The organism is Hydrogenophaga sp. UC242_50, assembly GCF_042697355.1.
In the GTDB taxonomy this organism is placed as follows: domain Bacteria; phylum Pseudomonadota; class Gammaproteobacteria; order Burkholderiales; family Burkholderiaceae_C; genus Hydrogenophaga.
The window spans coordinates 2,007,053-2,031,126 of record NZ_CP170553.1 but is presented as its reverse complement, the minus strand read 5'-3'; the positions used below and the strand labels follow the sequence as shown (position 1 = coordinate 2,031,126).

General features: G+C 68.5%; 17 protein-coding genes, 1 tRNA gene and 5 pseudogenes. 6 read left to right on the top strand and 17 right to left on the bottom strand.

Annotated features, from left to right (window positions below):
- Nucleotides 1–6: 6 nt before the first annotated feature.
- From ACFJGX_RS10420 to ACFJGX_RS10400, 5 genes and pseudogenes are all read right to left on the bottom strand, one after another.
- Nucleotides 7–893, bottom strand: a pseudogene (locus ACFJGX_RS10420) (2OG-Fe(II) oxygenase).
- Nucleotides 894–909: 16 nt separating this feature from the next.
- Nucleotides 910–1,686 carry a peroxide stress protein YaaA gene (gene yaaA / locus ACFJGX_RS10415; protein ID WP_382325707.1) on the bottom strand — a complete coding sequence of 259 codons (777 nt, stop codon included), beginning with the start codon at nt 1,684–1,686 and terminating at the stop codon, nt 910–912.
- A 94-nt stretch (nt 1,687–1,780) separates the two neighbouring features.
- Nucleotides 1,781–2,371 (bottom strand): DUF3501 family protein, encoded by a 591-nt coding sequence (locus ACFJGX_RS10410; RefSeq protein ID WP_382321519.1) that lies wholly within the window; start codon nt 2,369–2,371, stop codon nt 1,781–1,783.
- 20 nt (nt 2,372–2,391) lie between these two features.
- Nucleotides 2,392–3,741, bottom strand: coding sequence for a (Fe-S)-binding protein (locus tag ACFJGX_RS10405; protein WP_382328349.1), 1,350 nt, complete (start codon nt 3,739–3,741; stop codon nt 2,392–2,394).
- 110 nt (nt 3,742–3,851) lie between these two features.
- Nucleotides 3,852–4,274 (bottom strand): rubrerythrin family protein, encoded by a 423-nt coding sequence (locus ACFJGX_RS10400; RefSeq protein WP_382321521.1) that lies wholly within the window; start codon nt 4,272–4,274, stop codon nt 3,852–3,854.
- Nucleotides 4,275–4,580: 306 nt separating this feature from the next.
- Here ACFJGX_RS10400 and ACFJGX_RS10395 point away from each other — a divergent pair, with 306 nt between their 5' ends.
- From ACFJGX_RS10395 to ACFJGX_RS10385, 3 genes and pseudogenes are all read left to right on the top strand, one after another.
- Entirely contained in the window at nt 4,581–5,195 is a 615-nt protein-coding gene (locus ACFJGX_RS10395; RefSeq protein ID WP_382154998.1) for a VOC family protein, read from the top strand.
- A 333-nt stretch (nt 5,196–5,528) separates the two neighbouring features.
- Nucleotides 5,529–7,451 (top strand): FAD-dependent oxidoreductase, encoded by a 1,923-nt coding sequence (locus ACFJGX_RS10390; protein ID WP_382328347.1) that lies wholly within the window; start codon nt 5,529–5,531, stop codon nt 7,449–7,451.
- Nucleotides 7,452–7,517: 66 nt separating this feature from the next.
- Nucleotides 7,518–10,419, top strand: a pseudogene (locus ACFJGX_RS10385) (valine--tRNA ligase).
- A gap of 91 nt (nt 10,420–10,510) precedes the next feature.
- Here the strand turns inward: ACFJGX_RS10385 and ACFJGX_RS10380 are convergent.
- From ACFJGX_RS10380 to cysM, 4 genes are all read right to left on the bottom strand, one after another.
- Nucleotides 10,511–11,557 carry a D-isomer specific 2-hydroxyacid dehydrogenase family protein gene (locus ACFJGX_RS10380; RefSeq protein ID WP_291121549.1) on the bottom strand — a complete coding sequence of 349 codons (1,047 nt, stop codon included), beginning with the start codon at nt 11,555–11,557 and terminating at the stop codon, nt 10,511–10,513.
- A gap of 54 nt (nt 11,558–11,611) precedes the next feature.
- Nucleotides 11,612–11,839: a sulfurtransferase TusA family protein gene (locus ACFJGX_RS10375; protein ID WP_382154986.1), complete on the bottom strand. Its 228-nt coding sequence runs from the start codon at nt 11,837–11,839 to the stop codon at nt 11,612–11,614.
- Nucleotides 11,840–11,920: 81 nt separating this feature from the next.
- Nucleotides 11,921–12,481 carry an NUDIX domain-containing protein gene (locus ACFJGX_RS10370; RefSeq protein ID WP_382321529.1) on the bottom strand — a complete coding sequence of 187 codons (561 nt, stop codon included), beginning with the start codon at nt 12,479–12,481 and terminating at the stop codon, nt 11,921–11,923.
- A gap of 16 nt (nt 12,482–12,497) precedes the next feature.
- On the bottom strand, nt 12,498–13,400 hold the full coding sequence (gene cysM, locus ACFJGX_RS10365; RefSeq protein ID WP_382154980.1) for a cysteine synthase CysM: 903 nt from the start codon (nt 13,398–13,400) through the stop codon (nt 12,498–12,500).
- A 39-nt stretch (nt 13,401–13,439) separates the two neighbouring features.
- On the opposite strand from cysM, the gene ACFJGX_RS10360 reads away from it, so the two are divergent.
- Nucleotides 13,440–13,524 (top strand) — tRNA-Leu (locus tag ACFJGX_RS10360).
- A 55-nt stretch (nt 13,525–13,579) separates the two neighbouring features.
- On the opposite strand, the pseudogene ACFJGX_RS10355 reads toward ACFJGX_RS10360, so the two are convergent.
- A pseudogene (locus ACFJGX_RS10355) lies at nt 13,580–14,498 on the bottom strand (SDR family oxidoreductase).
- An 83-nt stretch (nt 14,499–14,581) separates the two neighbouring features.
- Here ACFJGX_RS10355 and ACFJGX_RS10350 point away from each other — a divergent pair.
- Complete coding sequence (locus ACFJGX_RS10350; RefSeq protein WP_382328345.1) at nt 14,582–15,613, top strand: CDP-6-deoxy-delta-3,4-glucoseen reductase; 1,032 nt, start codon at nt 14,582–14,584, stop codon at nt 15,611–15,613.
- 126 nt (nt 15,614–15,739) lie between these two features.
- A complete protein-coding gene (locus tag ACFJGX_RS10345) occupies nt 15,740–16,720 on the top strand; it encodes a tripartite tricarboxylate transporter substrate binding protein (RefSeq protein ID WP_382321533.1) in 981 nt (326 codons plus the stop codon).
- A gap of 67 nt (nt 16,721–16,787) precedes the next feature.
- Here the strand turns inward: ACFJGX_RS10345 and ACFJGX_RS10340 are convergent, their stop codons facing one another.
- The 7 genes and pseudogenes from ACFJGX_RS10340 to ACFJGX_RS10310 all read right to left on the bottom strand — a co-directional run bounded on the left by ACFJGX_RS10340 (nt 16,788) and on the right by ACFJGX_RS10310 (nt 24,073).
- Nucleotides 16,788–17,822, bottom strand: a complete 1,035-nt coding sequence (locus ACFJGX_RS10340) for a DctP family TRAP transporter solute-binding subunit (RefSeq protein ID WP_382321535.1) — start codon at nt 17,820–17,822, stop codon at nt 16,788–16,790.
- 29 nt (nt 17,823–17,851) lie between these two features.
- Nucleotides 17,852–19,150, bottom strand: coding sequence for a TRAP transporter large permease (locus tag ACFJGX_RS10335; RefSeq protein WP_382328343.1), 1,299 nt, complete (start codon nt 19,148–19,150; stop codon nt 17,852–17,854).
- On the bottom strand, nt 19,147–19,698 hold the full coding sequence (locus tag ACFJGX_RS10330) for a TRAP transporter small permease (RefSeq protein ID WP_382321537.1): 552 nt from the start codon (nt 19,696–19,698) through the stop codon (nt 19,147–19,149). The genes ACFJGX_RS10335 and ACFJGX_RS10330 overlap by 4 nt, the downstream gene beginning before the upstream one ends.
- A 152-nt stretch (nt 19,699–19,850) precedes the next feature.
- Nucleotides 19,851–21,325 (bottom strand): annotated as a pseudogene (locus ACFJGX_RS10325) (DegQ family serine endoprotease).
- A gap of 56 nt (nt 21,326–21,381) precedes the next feature.
- The gene (locus ACFJGX_RS10320) at nt 21,382–22,665 is read right to left on the bottom strand and encodes an ATP-binding protein (protein ID WP_382325709.1); all 1,284 of its coding nucleotides are present in this window, start codon (nt 22,663–22,665) and stop codon (nt 21,382–21,384) included.
- A 63-nt stretch (nt 22,666–22,728) separates the two neighbouring features.
- On the bottom strand, nt 22,729–23,388 hold the full coding sequence (locus tag ACFJGX_RS10315) for a response regulator transcription factor (RefSeq protein WP_291121563.1): 660 nt from the start codon (nt 23,386–23,388) through the stop codon (nt 22,729–22,731).
- Nucleotides 23,389–23,475: 87 nt separating this feature from the next.
- Nucleotides 23,476–24,073, bottom strand: a pseudogene (locus tag ACFJGX_RS10310) (SCO family protein).
- Between the last annotated feature and the right edge of the window lies 1 nt (nt 24,074).

Sequence of the window (24,074 nt, the reverse complement as noted above, 5' to 3'; positions counted from 1 at the left end):
AGAGTGTCAGATGAATTCGCGTTCGCGCAGCCACTTGGTGGCGACCCATTTTTCGCCCTCGATCACGGGCGCGCCGCCGTGCAGCGTGCGGGTGGAGGGGTGGGGCCGGTCGTAGCTGAAGAAGACGGCGTTGCCGCGCACCGGCGCCACCTCGAAGCCCACGTCGGGGAAGGTGGTGCCGCCGCCGCGCGCGGGCTCGTTGAGGTACATCACCAGCGTTGCGCAGCGCGCTGGCCGCCGCGCCGCAGGATGGTGGGCGTGCCCGGCTCGGCGGGATCGAAGTAGTCGTAGTGCGGCTTGTACTCGGCGCCGGGCTTGTAGTTGAGCACCTGGAAGCCCTCGCCGTTCTCCAGCGGCCAGTTCAGCAGCCGCGCGATGCGCGCCTCCACGGCGGCCACCTCGGGCGTCTGGCCCCGGGTGAAGAACATGCCGCTGCTGGTGCGGTCGGGGTTGAGCTCTTCGCCGCCGGTCTTGGTTTCCACCGTGAGCGAGCGCGCCAGGTGCGGGCGCGCGGATGCGATCAGCGCCTCGCACTCTTCGGCGCTCAGCAGGTTGCCCAGCACCACCACGCGCGGGTGGTTCAGCGTGGCGATCACGTCCACCAAACGGTCGCCCGCGTCGATCTGGCGCGGGGACTGGCTCAGAGCGAAGTCGGGCACCGGCACGCCCGCCGCGGTGGAAGCCGCATCGGGCTGGGCCGCAGGCGCGACCACCGGGGGCTTGGCGGCCTGGGCGCGCAGGTGCTCGCGCAGCGTACTCTCGAGCGCCGCCACGGCCACCGACTCCTGCCAGCCGGAGGACACCATGGAGGCCAGCACCACCTCGGGGGTGAAGCCGGCGGACGCCTGCTCGATGATCCAGCGGCGCAATTCGGGGGTGATGGTCTGGCTCATGTGTGTGTCGAGGCGGTCAGGCCTTCTGTTCGCGGCGGAACACCAGCCGGTCGGGCAAGGACGCGGCGGGCACGAAACGGTAACCCTCAAGGTCGAAGCCCTTGAGCTGTTCGGGCGTGGTGGCCCGGTGCGTCACAGCGTACCGCACCATCAGGCCGCGCGCGCGTTTGGCCATGAAGCTGATGACCTTATAGCCATCGGCCTTGCGCTCCTCGAAGGCGCAGGTGACCACACGCGGCAGCAGGGCCTTGCGGTCCACGGCCTTGAAGTACTCCTCGCTGGCGAGGTTGATCACCACCGGGCTCAGGTCGGCCTTGGCGCGCTGGTTGAGGTACTCGGCGATCTGGCGGCCCCAGAACTCGTAGAGGTTCTTGCCCCGGGCCGTCTTCAGGCGCGTGCCCATCTCCAGCCGGTAGGGCTGCATCCAGTCGAGCGGGCGCAGCACGCCGTACAGGCCGCTGAGGATGCACAGGTGCTGCTGCAGCCAGTCGAGTTCGGCCTCGCCCAGGGTCTTCGCGTCCAGCCCGCCGTACACGTCGCCGTCGAAGGCGAGCACGGCCTGCTTGGCGTTCTTCGCGGTGAATTTCGGGCGCCAGGCCTGGTAGCGCGCGACGTTCAGGCCCGAGAGCGCGTCCGACAGGTCCATGAGCTCGCCGATCTGCAACGGCGTTTTTTCGCGCAGCACCTCGATGAGTTCGGTCGAGTGTTTCACGAACAGCGGCTGGGTGTGGGTGGGCACGTGCGGGGGCGTCTCGTAGTCGAGCGCCTTGGCGGGCGAGATCAGGAAGAGCATGTCGGGCTGGAGGCGGGCAGGGCCGCAGAGGGAGGCGAACACGGAAGCGGCAAGGCTTCCCGGGGGAAGCCCTGATTATCCCCAACGGGCCGTGTTACTTCAGGTCACCGGCGAGAGACGCCAGCGTTTCCGGGGGCACTTGCAGGTGCGCCGGGTAGTGGGTGTGGTCGCAACCCAGCTTGACGGCCGCGCCGGCCAGCACCGCCGCGCGCATCGGGGCCGTGAGCTCGAAGCGCACGAAGTGCACGGCCGAGGTCTTTTCGTCGTTCTCGCGGTCCAGGTCCTCGTCGGCGATGGCGTACACACGGGCATGGCCCTCGACCTCGACGAACATGCGGTCTTCCACCCCGATGAGCCGCGCGAGTTCGCGCTTGCGCTCGTTGATGTCGATGTACTCGATCATCATCGTGGCCTTCCAGTTCGTGCCATCGGGCACCAGCGGCGCGTAGGCATCGATCTCCTGCTGGATGCCCTCCTCCTCGAAGATCTTCTCGATGCGCAGCATCTCCTGGATCTGGTAGCGCATGGTGGTCTCGCACTCGAACTGCAGGTGCAGGTGTTCGCCCAGCTGCACGCTGCGCAGCCGGCGGTGCGCCATGATCTCGGGCTTGTGCACCTTGCGCCACTTGGTGTAGGCCTCCAGGCTCATGAGGGAGTCGGCGGTGATGCGGCCGGTGAGTTGCATGGTGGGTGCTCCTTGCTTTCTTACTTCAGGCCATAGGCCCGGGCCACCAGGCTCAGCGGGTGCAGCAGTTCCGGCGCACCCAGGCCGTTGACCTCGAAGCCCTGCGCGATGTGGTGACCACCGAGCGGGCAGTCCGAGCTGATGACGTCGGGCTTCGCGCCGTCCTTCATGGTGGCCATGGCCTTGAACACCGGTTTGCCGATCTTCATGGCCTGCTGGTGGTGCGCCTTCTTCACGCCGAAGGTACCGGCGTGGCCGGAGCAGCGCTCGATGGTGTTCACCGTGGTCCCGGGCACCATCTTCAGCATCTCCTCGGTCTTGCGGCCGATGTTCTGCACCCGGCCGTGGCAGGGGATCTGGTAGCTCACGTTGCCCAGCGCTTGCGGGAACTCGGTCTTGAGCAGGCCGTCGCGCTTGCGCGCCATCAGGTACTCGAACGGGTCCCACACGCTCTCCTTCACGAGCTGGGTGTCGGCATCGTCGGGGAACATCAGCGGGATTTCCTGCTTGAACATCAGCGCGCAGCTGGGCACGGCCGCGAGGATCGCGTAGCCGTCCTTCGCGTACTTCGCGAGCACCGGGATGTTGGCCTCCTTGCTTCGCTGCACCGAGTCCAGGTCGCCCAGCTCCAGCTTGGGCATGCCGCAGCATTTTTCCTTCTCGACCAGGGTGTAGGGAATGCCGTTGTGGTCGAGGATCTTGAGCAGGTCCAAGCCGATGCCGGGCTCGTTGTAGTTGATGTAGCAGGTGGCGAAGATCGCGACCTTGCCCGGTGTCTTCTCCCCATCGACCACCTTCGAGGCGTTGGCTTCGGGCGCGCCCGAGCGGAACTTCTTCGTCGCGAGTTCGGGCAGCCAGGCGTCCTGGTCGACGCCGGCCACGCGCTCCATCAGGCCGCGCGCGGTCCTGGTGCGGTTCACCGCGTTGCGCACCTGCACCACGATCGGAATGCCGGCGAACTGGCCGTGCACGTCGGTGGAGGCGAGGAAACGCTCGGCCAGGCCCACCTCGCCCTTCTTGAACTGGATCGCCTTGGCGCGCAGCATGGTGTGCGGAAAATCCAGGTTCCATTCGTGCGGCGGTGTGTAGGGGCACTTGGTCATGTAGCAGAGGTCGCACATGTAGCACTGGTCGACCACCTTCCAGTAGTCCGCCTTGGCCACGCCATCCACCTCCATGGTGCTGCTCTCGTCGACCAGGTCGAACAGCGTGGGGAAGGAGCCGCACAGGCTCACGCAGCGCCGGCAGCCGTGGCAGATGTCGAAGATGCGCTCCATCTCGTGCAGGCACTTGTCCTCGTCGTGGAAGTCGGGGTTCTTCCAGTCGAGCGCGTGCCGCGTCGGTGCCTGCAGATTGCCTTCTGTGGCCATGGGGATGTCTCCTCGTCTGGTGCGAGTCGTTTCGTGGGTTTTTGAAAGGGCTCGGCCAAGCCCTTTCAAAAACGCTGTGCCGGTGGCACAGCGAGGGAATGGGGGCTTGCTCAGTCCACGAGTTCGTTCAGGGCCTTTTGATAGCGGTTGGCGTGCGAGCGCTCGGCCTTGGCCAGGGTCTCGAACCAGTCGGCCACTTCGTCGAAGCCTTCCTCGCGCGCGGTCTTGGCGATGCCCGGGTACATGTCGGTGTACTCGTGGGTTTCGCCGGCCACGGCGGAGGCGAGGTTGTTGCGGGTGGAGCCGATCGGCAGGCCGGTGGCCGGGTCGCCCGATTGCTCCAGGAACTCCAGGTGGCCGTGCGCGTGGCCGGTTTCACCTTCGGCGGTCGAGCGGAACAGGGCCGCCACGTCGTTCTGGCCTTCCACGTCGGCCTTGTTCGCGAAGTACAGGTAGCGGCGATTGGCCTGGGATTCGCCGGCGAAGGCGTCTTTCAGGCACTGCTCGGTTTTCGAGCCTTTCAATGCGGGCATGTGGTATCTCCTTGCTTGCGTGGGTGGAAGAAACGCCCATGAGGCCCGGACAACAGGCGCCGAACCTGACAGGACCTCCGCAACATACGCCCGCCGGTCAGCCAGCGTCCAATAGTTCTGGGCTATGCGGGGAATTGCCCTCGCCTATCCGTGAACGGGCGTTGATATCGGCGCTCAACAGGATCGACACCCTCGGTCGAAAGCATCAAACTGGAGTGCGCCGCAGGCCTATTGAATTACGATAAGAGAAATGCGTTGCATAATGGTGAATCACAGGCCCCGCTTTCGCCCATCCAGGAGACCGACATGCCGACCACCGCCACCCTGCCCCCGCCCGCGCCGATCCAGCAGCTGCACCACTATGCGTACCGTGCGAAGGACGCCGAGGAAACGCGCCGGTTCTACGAGGACATTCTGGGCCTGCCGCTGTACCACATCATCCAGAGCGACCATGTGCCGAGCACGGGCGAGTACTGCCCGTACACGCACTTCTTCTTCCGGCTGCAGGACGGTTCCTTCATCGCCTTCTTCGACCTGGGCGACGACGAGGCCGCGCTGCCCAGCCCGAACACGCCGAAGTGGGTGAACCACATCAGTTTCCGCGTGGACACGGTGGAGGAGCTGGAGAACACCAAGGCGCGCCTGGAAGCCGGCGGCATCGAGGTGCTGGGGGTGACGGACCACCACATCTTCAAGAGCATCTACTTCTTCGACCCGAACGGCATCCGCCTGGAACTCACGGCGCAGCTGGCCGACGAGTTCGAGATGCTCAAGGAGAGCAAGACCGCGCATGCGCGCCTGGCCGAGTGGACGGCGCGCAAGGAGCAGTGGCGCAAGGAACGCGCCGAGGGCAAATCCGCCGCGCCGCTGAAGCCGCAGCAGAACGACCGGCCGGAGGTGGTTGCGCGCGTCAAGGCCTGAGGGTTTTGGCTTTGGCGTTGGCCGGGTCCGGTCGGCGAAGGGTGGGCGAGGGGCTCCGCTCATGTCCCCCGAACCGGCTTCGCCGGTTCTCCTCCTTTACTTCGCTGCGCCCCTCACCCACCCTTCGCCGACCTCCGTGCGCACCAACAACTGCGGGCACTCAACGGTCACTCTGGCGCGGTGATGCCCGGTGCTCTGCGCAGCGGGGTAAAGGAGGAGGCGGCACCAGCCGCCGGGGGACACCCGCGGAGCAGAGTGCCGGGCGTCGCCGGGCCCGCGAGGTCATCGAAAGAGACAAGAAGACATGAAGACAACCCAAACAAGGAGCGATACATGTCACTGACGACATACCGCGAGACAGCCCACACCAACAACTACGAATTCACCAGCGGTGCGGGCTACGTGCTGCCCGAATACGAATTCGTGCCCCCACCCGAACTGAACAGCGAAGCCCGGGTCCGCCACCCCATCGTCATCGTGGGCGGCGGCATCACCGGCCTCACCCTCGCCTGCTCCCTCGCCCGCCTGGGCGTGAAAGCCGTGCTCATCGACGAAGACAACACCGTCGGCGTCAAAGGCGCCTCCTCGCGCGGCATCTGCTACACCCAGAAATCGCTCGAAATCTTCCAGCGCCTGGGCATCTTCGAACGCATCGCCGCCAAAGGCACCCAGTGGAGCGTCGGCCGCACCTTCGCCGGCGACGACGAGGTCTACAACTTCGACCTGCGCCAACAAGGCAACTTCCACCTCTCCAGCCAGCCGCCCTTCATCAACATCCAGCAGTTCTACATCGAAGCCTTCCTCGTCGACCGCGTGCAGGAACTTGGCGCCGTCGAACTGCGCTGGCAGAACCGCCTCACCGCCTTCGAGCAAACCGCCGACGCCGCCACCCTCACCGTGGAAACGCCCGCCGGCAGCTACCGCATCGAAGCCGACCACGTCATCGACGCCACCGGCTCCAACAGCCCGCTGCGCAAATGGCTCAACGTCCCCTTCGACTCGCGCCGGGGCGACGACCGCTGGTGCATCGCCGACGTGCGCTTCACCACCCACCCGCCGGCCGAACGCCACACCTGGATCGAAGCACCGTTCAACGAGAACCGCGCCGTCTGGCAACACCTCATGGCCGACGACGTCTGGCGCATCGACTACCAGATGGCCCCCAACGCCGACCCCGCCTACGTGAGCCGCGAAGACGTGGTGCGCGAGCGCCTGGCGCGCCAGTTCGGGCCCGACGTGGGCGTGGAGATCGTCTGGGTCGGCCCCTACGCCTACCGCAGCGAGTGCGTGCACGCCATGCGCCATGGGCGCGTCTTCCTCATGGGCGACTCGGCCAAGGTGGTCAGCCCCTTCGGCGCGCGCGGCGGCAACACCGGCGTGGCCGACGCCGACAACCTGGCCTGGAAACTCGCCGCCGTGCTGCGCGGCAAGGCCGACGCGGCCCTGCTGCAGAGCTACCAGGACGAGCGCCTGGAAGCCGCGCAGCAGAACGTGTGCGTGACCAACCGCACCGCGCGCTTCCTGCGCCCGGCCGACGGCAGCGAGCGCCTGTTCCGCCAGGCCGCCATCAGCCTGGCCAAGCAGTACCCGTTCGCGCGCAGCCTCATCAACACCGGGCGCATGGCCGTGGCGCAACCCCTACAGCCAGTCCAGCGCGTGCACCTACGCAACCGGCAGCGCGGCCGGCCAGTCGGTGCAGAACGTGCCTTTCCAATGGGCCGACGGCACCCCCGGCCAGGTCAACGACCTGCTGAACTGGGCCCAGGGCGATCTGCTGGTGCTGGTGTTCGGCGACCTCGCGCCCGCCGCGCTGCAGCGCCTGCGCCGACTCTGCCTGGACGCGCCGGTGCGCAGCGTGCAGGTGCTCGGCACCGACGGCGTGCCCGCCCAGGCCCTGGAACACGTGCGCGACCCCAAGGGCCACCTGCAGGGGGCCTGCCATGTGTTCGGCCACGCCTGGGCGCTGGTGCGCCCCGACGGCTACCTCGCCGCCACCGGCGAAACCATCAACGCCCGGCTGGTCACGGCCATCGAGCGTTCCCTTGGCCTGCGCGGAGACAAAACCCCATGAGACAAGACCTGCATTTCCAGGACGCGGACGCGTTCTACGAACAGCTGCTGGACGCCCACGCCGGCCTCAGCCGCGAAGACGCCGAACTGCTCAACGCCCGCCTGATCCTGCTGCTGGCCAACCAGATCGGCGATGCGAAGGTGCTGAAAGCCTGCATCGAAGCAGCGAAGAGAACGCCTAGCTAAAATCAGGGTCCCCCTGCTCTCCCAGACGGCATCCTGCGGGATGCCGTTTTCATTTTTGGCGCGCCCATGACCGACACCCTGAACCAGCCTGGCCTGCAATCCCTGGCGAAATCGTTCGAACCCGCTCCGCTCGAAGCCCGCTGGGGCCCCGAGTGGGAACAGCGCGGCTACGGCGCCGCCGGCTTCCGGGGCACGGGAGTACCGGAGGCCGGCGCGCCTTCGTTCGCGATCCAGCTGCCGCCGCCGAACGTGACCGGCACCCTGCACATGGGCCACGCGTTCAACCAGACCATCATGGACAGCCTCACGCGCTACCACCGCATGGCGGGCGCGAACACGGTCTGGGTGCCCGGCACCGACCACGCCGGCATCGCCACCCAGATCGTGGTGGAGCGCCAGCTGCAGGCCCAGGGCATCAGCCGCCACGACATGGGCCCGACCCCGGCCGAAGCGCGCAAGAACTTCGTCGCCAAGGTCTGGGAGTGGAAGGAGCACAGCGGCAACACCATCACCACCCAGATGCGCCGCATGGGCGACAGCGTGGACTGGGGCCGCGAGTACTTCACCATGGACGACAAGCTCAGCACGGTCGTTACCGAGACCTTCGTGCGCCTGTACGAACAGGGCCTGATCTACCGCGGCAAGCGCCTGGTGAACTGGGACCCGGTGCTCAAGACCGCCGTCTCCGACCTGGAGGTGGAGAGCGAGGAGGAAGACGGTTTCCTCTGGCACATCGCCTACCCGCTGAGCGACGGCAGCGGTTCGCTCACCGTGCGCCACCACCCGCCCCGAGACCATGCTGGGCGACGTGGCCGTGATGGTGCACCCGGAAGACGAGCGCTACACCGCCCTGATCGGCAAGACGGTGAAGCTGCCGCTGTGCGACCGCGAGATCCCGGTGATCGCCGACGCCTACGTGGACCGCGAGTTCGGCACCGGCGTGGTCAAGGTCACGCCCGCGCACGACAACAACGACTACGCCGTCGGCCAGCGCCATGGCCTGCCCCTGATCGGTGTGCTCACGCTGGATGCGGCCATCAACGAGAACGCCCCGGCCAAGTACCGTGGCATGGACCGCTTCGTGGCCCGCAAGGCCGTGGTGGCCGACCTGGAAGCCGCCGGCCTGCTGGTGGAAACCAAGAAGCACAAGCTCATGGTGCCGCGCTGCGCGCGCACCGGCCAGGTGATCGAGCCCATGCTGACGGACCAGTGGTTCGTCGCCATGTCCAAGGTGAGCGAATCCGATCCCACCGGCAAGAGCATCGCGCAGAAGGCGATCGACGCCGTCGCCTCGGGCGAGGTCAGCTTCGTGCCGGAGAACTGGGTCAACACCTACAACCAGTGGATGAACAACATCCAGGACTGGTGCATCAGCCGCCAGCTCTGGTGGGGCCATCAGATTCCGGCCTGGTACGACGAGGCCGGCAACGTGATCGTGGCGCGCAACGAAGCCGAGGCCCAGGCCAAGGCCCCGGGCCGCACGCTCACGCGCGACCCGGACGTGCTCGACACCTGGTACTCCTCGGCCCTGGTGCCCTTCAGCACCATGGGCTGGCCGAACCAGAAGGACGGCGCGACCGAGGACTACAACCTCTACCTGCCCAGCACCGTGCTGGTGACGGGCTACGACATCATCTTCTTCTGGGTCGCCCGGATGATCATGATGACCACGCACTTCACCGGCCGCGTGCCGTTCAAGCACGTCTACATCCACGGCCTGGTGCGCGACGCGCAGGGCCAGAAGATGAGCAAGAGCGAAGGCAACGTGCTCGACCCGGTGGACCTGATCGACGGCGTCGCGCTCGCGCCCCTGCTCGAGAAACGCACCACCGGCCTGCGCAAGCCCGAGACCGCGCCCAAGGTGCGCAAGCAGACCGAGAAGGAATTCCCCGACGGCATTCCCGCCTACGGCGCGGACGCGCTGCGCTTCACCTTCGCGGCGCTGGCCTCGCTGGGCCGCAGCATCAACTTCGACAGCAAGCGCTGCGAGGGCTACCGCAACTTCTGCAACAAGCTCTGGAACGCCACGCGCTTCACGCTGATGAACTGCGAAGGCCACGACTGCGGCCTGCAGGAACACACCAAGGCCGAATGCGCCGTGGGCCAGCCCTTCCACGGCTACCTGAGCTTCAGCCAGGCCGACCGCTGGATCAGCTCGGTGCTGCAGAAGGTGGAGGCCGAGGTCGCCAAGGGCTTTGCCGAGTACCGGCTCGACAACGTCGCCAACGCGATCTACGACTTCGTCTGGAACGAGTTCTGCGACTGGTACCTGGAGATCGCCAAGGTGCAGATCCAGACTGGCGATGCCTCGCAGCAGCGCGCCACGCGGCGCACGCTGATCCGCACGCTCGAAGCCATCCTGCGCCTGGCGCACCCGATCATCCCCTTCATCACCGAAGAACTTTGGCAGAAGGTCGCGCCCGTGGCCGGCCTGCCCGGCGCGTCGGTGAGCATCGCGCGCTACCCCGAGAGCCAGCCGGCCAAGATCGACGAGGCCGCCATCGCGCACGTGGTCAAGCTCAAGGCCCTGGTCGACGCCTGCCGCACGCTGCGCGGCGAGATGAACGTGTCACCCGCCACGCGCCTGCCGCTCTACGTGCTGGGCGATACCGCCTTCATGCAGGCCGCCGGCCCGGTGCTGCAGGCCCTGGCCAAGCTCAACGAGGTGCGCGTGTTCGAAGACGAGGCCGCCTGGGCCGCCGCCGCGCAGGCCGCGCCCGTGGCCGTGGTGGGCGAGGCGCGCATGTGCCTGTTCATGGAGATCGACGTCGCCGCCGAGAAGGCCCGCCTGGGCAAGGAAGCGGCCCGCCTGGAAGGCGAGATCACCAAGGCCAACGGCAAACTCTCGAACGAAGCCTTCGTGGCCAAGGCACCACCGGCCGTGATCGAGCAGGAGAAGAAACGCGTGGGCGACTTCAGCGCCACGCTGGACAAGGTGCGCGAGCAACTGGCCCGTTTGGGCGCCTGAGGTATCGGGTCAAGAGGCACCGCGGAACCGGCTTTGCCGGGCCGCTGGTGCCGCCCCCCTGCCAGGGGGACGCGCGAAGCGCGGCGGGGGGTCAACCCCGATGCATCGCGATCGAACTCCACTGCGACGGTGACACCGCCTGCGGATCGCTCGTCGTGTCCTGGTAGTCGACGTTGTCGAGCGCCGAGAAGTCGCTCACCCGGTTCTCGTTGTGCTGCGCGGACTCCGGCGACAGGGTCTCGTGCATACGGTGCGCCACGTACCAGCTGGCGCGCAGCTTGGCCTCACGGGTGTGCGAACCCAGGCGCGGCGTGAGGTGCAGATTGGGAATGCCGTGCAGCGGCGTGCCTTCGGCCGCGAACTGCGGGTTGGCGCCATCGAGCAGACAGGCGTCGATGCGGCCGTCGCACAGCGCCAGGGCCAGGGCCTCGGCATCGAACAGCGAGCTGCGGCTCACGCCCACCCAGAGCTGGCCGGGCTTGCAGTGGTTGAGCATGCGCTCGTTGATCCAGCCCCGGAAACGCGAGGCGTAGACCATCTGCAGCGAGATCGCGTCCGAATGGGCCAGCAGTTCCTGCAGCGACACGGGTTCGACCTTGAGCTTGTCCCAGATGTCGGCGGCGTGGTGCACGGCCGGGTCGTAGCCCAGCAGGCGCACGCCCAGGCTGCGCAGCATGGGCGCCAGCGTGTGCGCCACCGGTGCCAGGCCCAGCAGTCCGACGGTGCTGCCCGAGAGTTCGCGGCCCATGCGCACCTGGGCGATCTTGCGCCCCAGCAACGCGCTGACCATGCCCCGGCGGTACAGCATCAGCAGGCCGTACAGCAGGTACTCGGCGTTCGAGCGCACCGTGGCGCTGCGCGCCTGCAGCACGCGCACGTTGCGCCGCGCGCAGGCGTTGAGATCGGTGTTGTCGCTGGAGATCTGCATGCGCGCCACGATCTCGAGCTTGGGCGCGAAATCCAGGAATTCGCTGGAGACCACCACGTGCGGCGGCAGCACGATGGCGCGGGTCTTGTAGGTGCTCTTGCGCAGCTCGGCGGGATCGTCGGCCAGCTCGGGCCGGAAACTCACCTCATGGCGTTCCTGCAACCAGGCCAGCGCCTCGGGCACGAGCGGATCAAGCAGCAGAACTTCCATGGTGTGGGCAGGGCGGTGTGGAGGATGAAGAAACCTGATCGCGCCTGCCTGTGCTCAGCGGCGCTTGAGCAGGGTGATGTGGTCGCCGCCCACCGTCTCCTGCTGCATCAGCAGGTTGCCCGTCTGTTTGGCAAAGGCCTGGAAATCGCGCACCGAACCCGCGTCGGTGGAGATCACCTTGAGCGTCTGGCCGCTGAGCATGTCGGCCAATGCCTTCTTCGCTTTGAGGATGGGCAAGGGGCAGTTCAAGCCGCGGGCATCGAGTTCTTTGTCGGCAGTCATGGGGTGGGGGGTATTCCTGGGTTGTCAACATTCTAAGCGGCCCACAGCGCGCGGCGGCCCCCGTGCGGGGCCCAAAGCACGCTAGCCGGCGCCGTCGGCCGGACCCGCGGCGGGTTTCTGTGACAAATCTTCCATGAAGACGGGCTCGTGCCCCTGTTGGCGCAGCCATTGCGCCAGGGCCAGCCCGGTGCCGGCCCGCCAGCAGCGCACCTGTTCGGGCCGCATCAGCTTGTAGTCGACCAGCTCGGGCGAGAGCCGCACCTCGCCGTGCGCGCGCGCGTGGTAGGTGATGATGACCTGGTTCATGCGCTGGAAATCGTGCACGCCCACCAGCTCCAGCGCATCCACCTCCAGCGAGGTTTCCTCGGCGATCTCACGCCGGATGCCCTCTTCGGGCGTCTCACCGGCCTCCATGAAGCCGGTGATGAGGCCGAACATCTTGCCCGGCCAGGCCGCGTTGCGCGCCAGCAGGATGAGCCCGTCCATCTCCACGATGGCCGCGAGCACCGGCGTCGGGTTGTTCCAGTGGGTGAAGCCGCAGGCCGGACAGCGCAGCCGCTGGGTGAAGCCGCCGTCTTCCTCCATGCCGATCAGCGCCAGCGGCGTGGCGCACACGGGGCAGAACCGGAATTCGGTGCTCATGGTCGGCCGCTGGCGCTCAGGCCGGAAAAACGCCGGTGGAGAGGTAGCGGTCGCCCCGGTCGCAGACCACGAAGACGATGGTGGCGTTCTCGACCTGGCTGGCGATCTGCTGCGCCACCCAGCAGGCGCCCGCCGCCGAGATGCCGCCGAAGATGCCCTCTTCGCGCGCCAGCTGGCGGCACATGGCCTCGGCGTCGCCCTGGCCCACGTACACCAGCTCGTCCACCGTGCTCGGGTCGTAGATCTTGGGCAGGTACTCGGTGGGCCACTTGCGGATGCCCGGGATGCGCGAGCCCTCGCTGGGCTGGGCGCCGATGATGCGCACGGCCGGGTTCTTTTCCTTCAGAAAACGCGACACGCCGGTGATGGTGCCGGTGGTGCCCATCGCGCTCACGAAATGGGTGATGCGCCCGCCGGTCTGGGCCCAGATCTCGGGGCCGGTGGTTTCGTAGTGGATGCGCGGGTTGTCGGCGTTGGCGAACTGGTCGAGCACGCGGCCCTTGCCATCGGCCTGCATCTTCTCGGCCAGGTCGCGCGCGGATTCCATGCCGCCGCTCTTGGAGGTGAGGATCAGCTCGGCGCCGAAGGCCTTCATGGTCTGGGCGCGCTCGATGGACAGGTCCTCCGGCATGATCAGCACCATGCGGTAACCCTTGATGGCCGCGGCCATGGCCAGGGCGATGCCGGTGTTGCCCGACGTGGCTTCGATCAGGGTGTCGCCGGGCTTGATGTCGCCCCGTTCCTCGGCGCGCTTGATCATCGAAACGGCGGGCCGGTCTTTCACGGAACCGGCGGGGTTGTTGCCCTCCAGCTTGCCCAGGATCACGTTGCCTCGCGCCTGGTTGGCCGCCGCGCCAATGCGCTGCAGCGCCACCAGCGGCGTGTTGCCGATGGCGTCTTCAATCGTCGGGTAGTTCATCCCACCACTGTGCCATAATTTCGAGTCTCCCTTCTGGCAGCCCGGGTGGTGAAATTGGTAGACGCGCCGGACTCAAAATCCGGTTCCGAAAGGAGTGTCGGTTCGATTCCGACCCCGGGCACCACGACACAATCCCAAGCCGTGCAGGCAAGCCGCACGGCTTTTTTGTTGCCCGCCGCTCAGGCCAGGCCCTGCGCCACCGTGGGGTAGCGCAGGCGCAGGCCCAGCTCGCCCTTGAGGCGCTGGTTGCGCAGCCGGCGCGACTCGCTCATGAAACTCAGCAGCACCAGTGGCAGCTGGTCGCCCGCGCCCTCGCGCGCCAGGCGCGGCGGCCGGGGCAGGCCGTACAGATCGGCCGCGAGGTCGAAGTAGTCGCCCATCTTGAGTTCGGTGTCGTCCACCACGTTCAGGTTGCGCTGCGGCCGACCGCGCCAGAGCGCGAGCACGCAGGCGCGCGCCAGGTCGTCGGCGTGGATGTGGTTGGTGTACACGTCGTCCTCGGCGCGCAGCACCGGCGTGCCGCGCAGCAGGCGCTCGCGCGGCGTGCCACCGGCCCGGTCAGGCGCGTAGATGCCGGGAATGCGCAGCACCGTGGTGCGCACGCCGGTGGCGCGGCCCAGCCAGTGCACGGCGGCCTCGGCGTCCACCCGGCGCCAGGCGCGCGGCGTCTTGGGGTTCGCGGGCGAGGCTTCGTCCATCCAGCGGCCCTGGCCGTCGCCGTAGACGCCGGTGGTCGACCCGTAGACCACCGAGGCGGGCAGCGAACGCTGCGCCAGGACCCGGGTGAGCGCGCGGGTGCGCGGGTCCAGCCGCCAGTCGGCCAGCTCTTCCGAGGGTGGCGGCGCCAGGTGCAGCACGCGCGCTGCGCAGGCCGGCCAGGCGGCGCAGGCTGCGCGGGTCGTCCAGGTTGCCCTGCAGCGGGGTGATGCCCAGGGCCCGCAGCTCGGGGCCGCGCGCGGCGCTGGAGGTGAGGGCCAGCAGGCGCGCGCGGGCACCGCCGCCCAGCACGCGCGCTGCGCGCTGGCCCACGTCGCCACAACCCACGATGAGAACCCGTTCACGCCGGAAGCGTGCGGGCAAAGCGCCGAGAAGGCTCATGCGAAATCCGGATTTGAGACAATGGCGGGTTGCCACACGGGGGGTCGCCCCCGTCGGCCTTTCCCGTTCCAACACGTGCCAGTATGACATTCACCATCACCGTCGAGCCCAGTGGGCGCACCTTCACCGCCGAGCCCGACGAGTCCATGCTCGCCGCCGGCATCCGCCAGGGCATCGGCCTGCCCTACGGCTGCAAGGACGGCGCCTGCGGTTCCTGCAAGTGCAAGCTGGTCTCGGGCAGCGTGACGCATCGCCACCACCAGCCCAAGGCGCTGAGCGCCGACGAGGAAGCCGCCGGCTACGTGCTCACCTGCTGCGGCGTGGCCCACAGCGACGTGGTGCTCGAATCGCGCCAGGTCACCGAGGCGGGCGCCTTCCCGATCAAGAAGATGCCGGTGCGCGTGAGCACCCTGGAGCGCGCCTCGCACGACGTGATCGTGCTGCGCCTGCAGCTGCCGGCGAGCGACGCCTTCCAGTACCACGCGGGCCAGTACGTCGAGTTCCTGCTGCGCGACGGCGACCGCCGCAGCTACTCCATCGCCAACGCACCGCACACGCAGGCCACGGCGCCCGCGCTGGAACTGCACCTGCGCCACATGCCCGGCGGCAAGTTCACCGACCACGTGTTCGGCGCCATGAAGGAAAAGGACATCCTGCGCATCGAAGGGCCCTACGGCAGCTTCTTCCTGCGCGAGGACAGCGACAAGCCTCTCGTGTTCCTCGCCTCGGGCACGGGCTTCGCGCCTATCAAGGCGGTGATCGAGCACATGCAGTTCAAGGGCATCACCCGCCCCGCCACGCTGTACTGGGGCGGCCGCCGCCCGGCCGACCTGTACCAGAGCGCCTGGATCGAGGCGCGCCTGGCCGAGATGCCCAACCTGCGCTACGTGCCCGTGGTGTCCGACGCCCTGCCCGAGGATGCCTGGACCGGCCGCACCGGCTTCGTGCACCAGGCCGTGCTGCAGGACTTCCCCGACCTCTCGGGCCACGAGGTGTACGCCTGCGGCGCGCCCATCGTGGTCGAGTCGGCCCACCGCGACTACGTCGCCCAGGCCGGCCTGCCCGACGAGGCCTTCTTCGCCGACTCGTTCACCAGCGCCGCCGACAAACTGTGACCCACCCCCGTCGCTTGCTCACTGCGTGTAGCCGCATCCCCCCTCTAGGGGGCAGCGCCAGCGGCCCGGCAGAGCCGGTTCCGCGGCGCTTCTGACTGTGCACCCGTTCACTCATAGGAGACAACCATGCTGAACCGCCGCCAACTGATCACCCGCTCCGCCCTGGCTTCGGCCAGCCTCGCCCTGCCGGGGTTCGCCTCGGCGCAGGCCGCCAACACCACGCGCATCGTGGTGCCCTTCGCGGCGGGCGGCCCGATCGACGTGACGGCGCGCATCGTGGCCGAAGCGGTCAAGGGAACGCTGGGCACGGTGATCGTGGAGAACCGGCCCGGCGCGGGCGGCAACATCGGCGTGAGCGCGGTGGCCAAGGCGCCGGCCGACGGCCTCACGCTGGGCATCGCCACCACGGCCTCGCACGGCATCAACCCCTGGCTGTTCAAGCAGCTGCCCTACGACCCGGCCAAGGACTTCGCCGCCATCACGCAGATGCTGCGCGTGCCCAACGTGCTGGTGATGAACGCCGAGACCGCCACGCGCCTGAACATCCACTCGGTCGCCGACCTGATCGCCTACGGCAAGGCCAACCCCGGCAAGCTCAACTACGGCTCGGGCGGCAACGGCAGCGCCGGCCACCTCGCGGGCGAGCTGCTGAAGAACCAGGCCGGCATCTACGCCGTGCACATCCCCTACAACGGCGGCAACCCGGCGCAGCTGGGCCTGCTGTCGGGCCAGGTCGACTTCAACATCGACAACCTCGCCACCGCCGCGGCCAACATCCGCTCGGGCAAGCTCAAGGCCCTGGCCGTGACCACGGCTCAGCGCAGCAGCGTGATGCCCGATGTGCCCACCGTGGCCGCCACCCTGCCCGGCTTCGAGATCGACACCTGGTGGGGCCTGATCGCCCCGGCCGGCACGCCGGCCGAGACGGTGCGCAAGCTCAACACCGCCTTCAACGCCGCGCTGAACTCGGCCGAGGTGAAGACGCGCTTCGCCCAGCTGCTGGCCGAGCCCGCACCCAGCACGCCCGAGCAGTTCGACGAGTTCATGAAGAACGAGCGCGCGAAGTACCAGCGCATGGTGAAGATCTCGGGCGCGACCGTGGACTGACCCCCATCACGTTCACAACGAAAAAGCCCCGCCGAAGCGGGGTTTTTTCGTTGGACGCGCGGCGCCCTTACTTGCGCGCGGCGACAGCCTTCTCGGCCTTGGTCACGAGGTCGGCACCGATCTGGTTCTTCCACTTGTCGTAGACCGGGCGCGTCACCTTGACGAACTCAGCGCGCTGCTCCGGCGTCAGCTCGGTCACGGTCACGCCCATGTCGCTGAGCTGCTTGATCAGCGGCTTGCCCGGCTCGACCAGGCCCTTGCGGGCCAGCGCCTTGCCTTCCTTGCCGGCGTCGATGGCGGCCTGCTTGACGATGGCGCGGTCGGCCTCGGTCCAGCTGGCCCAGATGTCCTTGTTCACCACGAAGATCAGCGGATCGGCCACGTAGCCCCAGAGCGTGAGGTGCTTCTGCTCCACGGTGGGCAGCTTGGCGGCGAGGAACACCGACAGCGGGTTCTCCTGGCCATCCACGGCGCGGCTGGCCATGGCGGGCTGGGCGTCGGCCCAGCTCATCTGCGTGGGGTTGGCGCCCAGCGCGGTGAAGGTGTCCAGGAACAGCGGCGAACCCACCACGCGGATCTTCAGGCCCTTGAGGTCGGCCGGGGTCTTGATGGCGTGCTTCGAGTTGGAGATCTCGCGGTAGCCGTTCTCGCCCCAGGCCAGCGGCACGGCGCCGGCCTTTTCGATGTCCTTGAACAGCTGCGTGCCCACTTCGCCGGTGGTGAGCGCGTCGATGGCCGCGAAGTCGGGCATCAGGAAGGGCATGGAGAACAGGTTGAGCTGGCGCACCTGGGGCGACCAGTTGATGGTCGAGCCTACGGCGAGGTCGATCACGCCCTGGCGCAGGCCACTGAACTCGCGCGTCTGGTCGCCTTGCAGCAGCGACACGCCGGGGTACAGCTTGATGTTGATGCGGCCCTGGGTGCGCTCGCGCACGAGGTTGGACCAGATCTCACCGCTCTTGCCCCAGGGGAAGGCCGTGCCCAGCACCAGCGACATGCGGTACTCGGCCTTGTAGGCGCTGGTGCTCTGGGCAAAGCCCTGCGTGGTCACGGCCAGCGCGGCGGCGGCCAGCGTGGTGGTCAGGAAGGTGCGCAGTTTCATGAGTTTGTCTCCTTGGTTGAAATGGAAAATCAATAGCCCAGTCGGGCAGGCAGCCACAGCGCGAGCTGCGGGAAGGCGATCACCAGCACCATGACGAGGAACATGGCCAGCAGCATGGGCCCGACCCAGCGGATGGTGGACTCCATGCGCACCCCGGCGATGCGGCACGAGACCATGAGGTTCACGGCCAGCGGCGGCGTGAACTGGCCCAGCGCGACCTTGAGCGTGAGGATCACGCCGAACCACACCGGATCCCATTGGTAGTGCTCCATGATGGGCATGAGCAGCGGCACGAAGATCAGGAAGATCGAGATGCCGTCGAGGAACATGCCCACGGTGATGAGCAGCAGGATCAGCAGCGAGAGCACACCGTACTCGCCCAGGCCCGAGTTCACGATGGCGTTGCGCACCGGGTCGATCACGCCCAGCGTGGACAGCGAGAACGCGAAGATGCCCGCCAGCGAGACCACCAGCAGGATGATGCCGGAGAGCTCACCCGCTTCGCGCAGGATGGGGAACAGGTCGCGCACCTGGATCGTGCGGTGGATCACCATGCCCACGAACAGGCCGTAGAACACCGCGACCACGGCCGCTTCGGTCGGCGTGAACCAGCCCGCGCGCATGCCGCCCAGGATCAGCACCGGCGCGGCCAGGCCCCACAGGGCTTCGCGCAGGCTCTTCCAGAACGGCGGGCGTGGCATGGCGGCTTCGAGCGCGCCCATCTTGTGTTTGCGCGCCAGCCACACGGCCGGCACGATCAGCGCGATGCCGGCCAGCACGCCGGGCACCATGCCGGCGGCGAACAGCGCGGGCACCGAGGCGCCAGGCACCAGCACCGAGTAGATGATGAAGGCCACCGAGGGCGGGATCAGGATGTCGGTGGCGGCGGCCGCGCCGACCACGCTGGCCGAGAACGAACCCGGGTACCCCGCGCGCGCCATGGCCGCGATCATCACGCCACCCACCGCCGCCGCGTTGGCCGGACCCGAGCCCGAGATGCCGCCGAGGAACATCGCCACCACGATCGCCACCAGCGGCAGCATGCCCGGGCCGCGCCCGACGATCGCGACCGCGAAGTTCACCAGCCGCAGCGCCACGCCCGAGCGGTCGAAGATGGAGCCGACCAGCACGAACATGGGAATGGCCAGCAGCGGGTACTTGCCCAGGCCGGCGTAGAAGTTCTGCGGCACGGCCAGCAGGCCGAACCACTGGGTGTTGAAGTCGGCCATGGCGATGGCGGCGGCGCCGGCCAGGCCCAGGGCCGCAGCGATGGGCACGCCGGCGAACATGGCGCCGAGGAAGAGCAGGAAGAGCAGCGCGGCGATCATGGCTGTTCTCCGGCGCGGCGCAGGCGGTTGAAGCGGCCCAGCGCGCGCAGCGCGATCGCCAGCGAGAGGATGGGCAGCCACATCGAGTACCACCACTGCGGCAGGCCCAGGCCCGGCGAGACTTCCTCGTAGATGTAGTGGTCCCAGACCATGCGCACGCTCAGGCCCGCCATCAGCAGGAACAGCAGCACCATGGCCATCGCGCCCCACAGCGCCAGCAGGTGGCGCCGGCGCGGGGAGCCGGCGTCGGCGAAGAACTCGATGCGGATGTGGCGGTGCCGCGCCACCGCGGCCGAACTCGCCACCAGCGTGAGCACGATCATGAGGAAGATCGAGAACTCTTCGGTCCAGGCGAAGGACTGGTCGGTGAAGTAGCGCGCGATCACGTTGCCGAAGGTGATCAGGGCCAGCAGCGCCATCGAGATGACGGTCAGCCAGTCTTCGATGCGCAGCGGCACCCGGGTGTTTTCATCGTCCGGGTTGGCGGGCGTGGCGGCATCGGCGTCGTCGGCGCGCGCGTCGCGTGGGGGGTCGGTAGGTGCGGACATGGGATGTGGGAACGGCAGGCCGGCGGCCCGGCGGCCACGGCGAAAGAGCCAGGGATCATAGACGTTTTCCCCTTTTGACCCCTGTCCTGCGGGTGCCACCTCCCCATGAAAAACGGCACCCGAAGGTGCCGTTGCCATCAAAGTTGAAGCGCTCAGCCCAGTGGAACCGGCACGAAGATCTGGCTGCCGTCGCGCTGGATCAGCAGCGCCAGCGACTTGGTGGACTTGCCCAGCATGGCGCGCACCTGCTCCACGCTCTGCACCTTGGCGCCGTTGACCGCGAGCAGCACGTCGCCGGGCTGCACGCCGGCCAGCGCCGCCGGACCCTGGGCGTCTTCGACCACGAGGCCACCGTCCACCCGACTTCGCGCTTCTCCTGCGGCGCCAGCGGGCGCAGCGCCAAGCCCAGGCGGCCCTGGTCGGCCGCCTTTTCATCGCCGGCCGTCTTCACGGCCTTGGCCGCGGCGTCGCCCAGTTGCGCCGTCAAGCTCACCGGCTTGCCCTGGCGCCACACGTCCAGCTTCACCTTTTCGCCGGGCAGGGCCTGGCCAATCAGGGCCGGCAGGTCGCCCGAACTCACGATGGGCTGGCCTTCCATCTGGCGGATCACGTCGCCCACCTGCAGGCCGGCCTTGGCGGCCGGGCTGCCCGGCTCCACGCTGGAGACCAGCGCGCCTTCGGGCTTGTCGAGCTGGAAGGACTCGGCCAGGGTCTGGTTCACCTCCTGCACCGAGACGCCCAGGCGCGCGTGGCTGGCCTTGCCGTGGGCCACGATCTGGTCTTTGACCTTGAGCGCGGTCTCCATGGGGATCGCGAACGACAGGCCTTGGTAACCGCCGGTGTGGCTGTAGATCTGCGAGTTGATGCCCACCACCTCGCCGCGCGCATTGAACAGCGGGCCGCCCGAGTTGCCCGGGTTCACCGCCACGTCGGTCTGGATGAAGGGCACGAAGCTGTCGTCGGGCAGCGAGCGGCCCTTGGCGCTGACCACGCCGGCGGTCACGCTGTTCTCGAAGCCGAACGGCGCGCCGATGGCCAGCACCCACTCGCCCACCTTCAGGTCCTTGGTGCTGCCCAGGGGCACCACGGGCAGGTCCTTGGCGTCGATGCGCAGCACCGCCACGTCGGTCTTGGGGTCCGAGCCCAGCACCTTCGCCACGAACTCGCGGCGGTCGGTGAGCTTGACGGTGACGCGCTGCGCGTTGCGCACCACGTGGGCGTTGGTCAGCACCAGGCCATCGGCGCTGATGATGAAGCCCGAGCCCTGGCCGCGCGAGGGCGCTTCGGGCGCACCACCCTGGCCGGGGCCCTGGAAGCGCTTGAAGAATTCGAAGAAGGGGTCGTTGGGGTCGATACCGGGCGGCAGGCGGTTCTGCGCCTGCTGGCCGTCTTCCGCGCCGGCCTTGCCGATCACGCTGATGTTGACCACGGCCGCGCCGTGGCGCTGCGCGATCTGCGAGAAGTCGGGCACGGCGGCGGCCGTCACCAGGGGCGCGGACTGGGTGACGACCGGTGTGGCCGCCGTGGCATGGGTACCGGAGACCAGCCCCACGCTGGCGCCGCCGACGATGCCCGCGGCCGCCAGGGACAGCACCAGGCGCGTCGCGGTGAGAGACAAGGTTTTCATGAGAGCTCCTTCAGCAAGGACAGGTTGAACATGTCCTTGAATATGGGCCCTCAGAGTTAGACGGTTCTTAAAGGCAGCCGCACCGCGATGCGCAGGCCGCCGAGGCGGGGCGAGCGGTCCAGCGCCAGCGCGGTGCCGTGCAGTTGCGCGATGGCGTTCGCGATCGCCAGACCCAACCCGCTGCCGGTGGCGGTCGAGCCCGGCACGCGGTAGAAGCGGTCGAGCACGCGCGCACGGTCGGCCTCGGGGATGCCGGGGCCGCTGTCTTCCACCAGCAGCACCAGCTGGTCTTGGTCGCGCCGCACCGCCACGTCCACCGTGCCGCCTTCGGGCGTGTACTTCAGCGCGTTGTCCACCAGGTTGCCGAGCAGGATGCGCAGGGGCTCGGCGTGGCCGTTCACCGGCCCTTTGTCGGCCTCGCCCAGGCCGAGGTCGATGCGGCGCGTGGCCGCCAGCGGCGCCGCGTCGGCCACCACCTGGGCCGCGAGTTCGGCCAGCGACACGGGCTGCGCCGGCTCACCGCTGGAGGGCTGGGCCTGCTGGCGCGCGAGCACCAGCAGCTGCTCCACCAGCCGCGTGGCGCGGTCGATGCCGGCCAGCAGGCGCTCCGTCGCCAGTTGGCGCGTGGCGTCGTCGGGCGCGCGCTGCAGGCCCTGCACCTGCAGGCGCAGCGCGGCCAGTGGTGAACGCAGCTCGTGCGCGGCCTCGGCCACGAAGTTCTTCTGCGCGTCGAAGGCCTGGCGCACGCGGCCGAACAGCAGGTTGAGCTCGTGCACCAGCGGGCGGATCTCGTCGGGCAGGCCGGCTTCGCTCACCTCGGCCAGCTCATCGGCCTCGCGCGCGGCCACCTGGCGCCGCACCCGGGCCACGGGCGCGAGCGAGGCGCTCACCACCGCCCAGGCCACCAGCATCAGCAGCGGTGCCATCCAGGCGATGGGCAGCACGGTGCGCCAGGCCAGCGCGCGCGCCATGGTCTGGCGCGGCCGCAGGTCCTGCGCCACCTGGATCACCTGCGTGCGCGACTGCATGGAGTAGACACGGTAGGGCTTGCCGTCGACCTCGATGTTGGAGAAGCCCAGCACCGCGCGCTGCGGCAGCGCCGCGCCCGTGCCGGACTGGAACACGCGCAGACCTTCCTGCGTCCAGACCTGCACGAAGAAGTCGAACGCCTCGGCCGGCAGCGGTGGGTCGTCGCCCGGCGGCGCGGGCAGACCCGGGGGCATCACACCGGCGCGCAGGGCCTGCGCCATCTGCTCCATGTGGTAGTCGAAGATGCCGTCGGCCTCGGCGCGCGCCTGGCGGTACACCACCGCCACCTGCAGGCCCGCCGCGAGCACGATGGCCAGCAGCAGCAGGCCGATCAGGCGCGCGCGCAGCGAATGCGTCGGCCAGGCGCTGAAGGTTCATGCCTTGGGCACCATGTAGCCCACGCCGCGCACGTTCTGGATCAGGCCGGCGCCGAGCTTCTTGCGCACGCCGTGGATGTAGACCTCGACCGCGTTGCTGCTCACGTCGTCCTTCCAGCCATAGAGCTTTTCCTCCAGCTGCGCGCGCGAGAGCACGCGGCCGGGCCGCGCGATCAGCGGTTCGAGCACGGCCCATTCGCGCGCCGAGAGCACCACCGGCTCGCCCTGCGCCGTCACCTCGCGCGTGGCGGTGTTGATGCTCACGCCCAGGTGCTCGTAGACCGGCTCGGCCCGCCCCGAGGCGCGGCGCAGCAGCGCGCGGATGCGCGCGAGCAGCTCGTCGAGGTCGTAGGGCTTGAGGATGTAGTCGTCGGCACCGGCGTCCAGGCCCTGCACGCGCTGCTGCACCGAGTCGCGCGCGGTGGCGATGAGCACCGGCACGCGGTTCTTGCGGGCCCGCAGTTCGCGCAGCACCTCCAGGCCGTCGCGGCGCGGCAGGCCGAGGTCGAGCAGGATGAGGTCGTAGCTCTCGGCCTGCGCCGCCGTGGCGGCCATCTCGCCGTCGCGCACCCAGTCGACCGCGTAGTGCTCCGCCCGCAGCAGGTCCAGCACCGCTTCGCCAATCATGGTGTCGTCTTCGACCAGCAACAGCCTCATGGCAATGCACTCTCCAGGTCCGTGGGTTGTCGAACACCCCGGCGGGGCGCCCCGCGTCCATGGTGCGGGGCTTGGCTTAGGCCGATCTTAGGCGCCCGCGAGCAGCTTCTTCAGATCGCCCGCCAGCGCGGCCGCGCCGCTGCCGTAGCGGTTGTACAGGCGGATGCGGCCCTGCGGGTCGTACACGTAGCTGCCGGCCGAGTGGTCCATGGTGTAGCTCGTGGGCGTGGGGCCTTCGACTTTCTTGTAGTAGATCTTGTAGCTCTTGGCCAGCGCGGGCAGTTCGCCGGGGGCCGCGTAGAGGGCGAGGAAGCTCGGGTCGAAGCTGGCAGCGTACCTGCTTCATGACCTCGGGCGTGTCGCGCTCCGGGTCCACGCTGACGAACAGGCCTTGCAGGCGCTCACCGTCGGCGCCGAGCAGGCGCCTGGCCTCGGCCAGCTCGGTCATGGAGGTGGGGCAGACGTCGGGGCACTGGGTGAAGCCGAAGAAGATCACGACCGCCTTGCCCTTGAAATCGGCGAGGGTGCGCGGCTGGCCGTTGTGGTCGGTGAGCGAGAAACCGGTGGCGTAGTCGGCGCCGGTGATGTCGATGCCGGTGAACGCGGCCGGCGCGTCGGCCTTGTCGCTGCAGGCGGTGAGGGCCACGGTGCCCAGGCTCAGGGCGAGAAGTTGTCGACGGTTCATG

Coding starts and splice junctions, on each gene's coding strand:
- yaaA (WP_382325707.1), bottom strand. CDS start 1,686: ATGCTCTTCCTGATCTCGCCCGCCAAGGCGCTCGACTACGAGACGCCC.
- ACFJGX_RS10410 (WP_382321519.1), bottom strand. CDS start 2,371: ATGCAACTCACCGGCCGCATCACCGCCGACTCCCTCATGAGCCTGGAG.
- ACFJGX_RS10405 (WP_382328349.1), bottom strand. CDS start 3,741: ATGGCCACAGAAGGCAATCTGCAGGCACCGACGCGGCACGCGCTCGAC.
- ACFJGX_RS10400 (WP_382321521.1), bottom strand. CDS start 4,274: ATGCCCGCATTGAAAGGCTCGAAAACCGAGCAGTGCCTGAAAGACGCC.
- ACFJGX_RS10395 (WP_382154998.1), top strand. CDS start 4,581: ATGCCGACCACCGCCACCCTGCCCCCGCCCGCGCCGATCCAGCAGCTG.
- ACFJGX_RS10390 (WP_382328347.1), top strand. CDS start 5,529: ATGTCACTGACGACATACCGCGAGACAGCCCACACCAACAACTACGAA.
- ACFJGX_RS10380 (WP_291121549.1), bottom strand. CDS start 11,557: ATGGAAGTTCTGCTGCTTGATCCGCTCGTGCCCGAGGCGCTGGCCTGG.
- ACFJGX_RS10375 (WP_382154986.1), bottom strand. CDS start 11,839: ATGACTGCCGACAAAGAACTCGATGCCCGCGGCTTGAACTGCCCCTTG.
- ACFJGX_RS10370 (WP_382321529.1), bottom strand. CDS start 12,481: ATGAGCACCGAATTCCGGTTCTGCCCCGTGTGCGCCACGCCGCTGGCG.
- cysM (WP_382154980.1), bottom strand. CDS start 13,400: ATGAACTACCCGACGATTGAAGACGCCATCGGCAACACGCCGCTGGTG.
- ACFJGX_RS10350 (WP_382328345.1), top strand. CDS start 14,582: ATGACATTCACCATCACCGTCGAGCCCAGTGGGCGCACCTTCACCGCC.
- ACFJGX_RS10345 (WP_382321533.1), top strand. CDS start 15,740: ATGCTGAACCGCCGCCAACTGATCACCCGCTCCGCCCTGGCTTCGGCC.
- ACFJGX_RS10340 (WP_382321535.1), bottom strand. CDS start 17,822: ATGAAACTGCGCACCTTCCTGACCACCACGCTGGCCGCCGCCGCGCTG.
- ACFJGX_RS10335 (WP_382328343.1), bottom strand. CDS start 19,150: ATGATCGCCGCGCTGCTCTTCCTGCTCTTCCTCGGCGCCATGTTCGCC.
- ACFJGX_RS10330 (WP_382321537.1), bottom strand. CDS start 19,698: ATGTCCGCACCTACCGACCCCCCACGCGACGCGCGCGCCGACGACGCC.
- ACFJGX_RS10315 (WP_291121563.1), bottom strand. CDS start 23,388: ATGAGGCTGTTGCTGGTCGAAGACGACACCATGATTGGCGAAGCGGTG.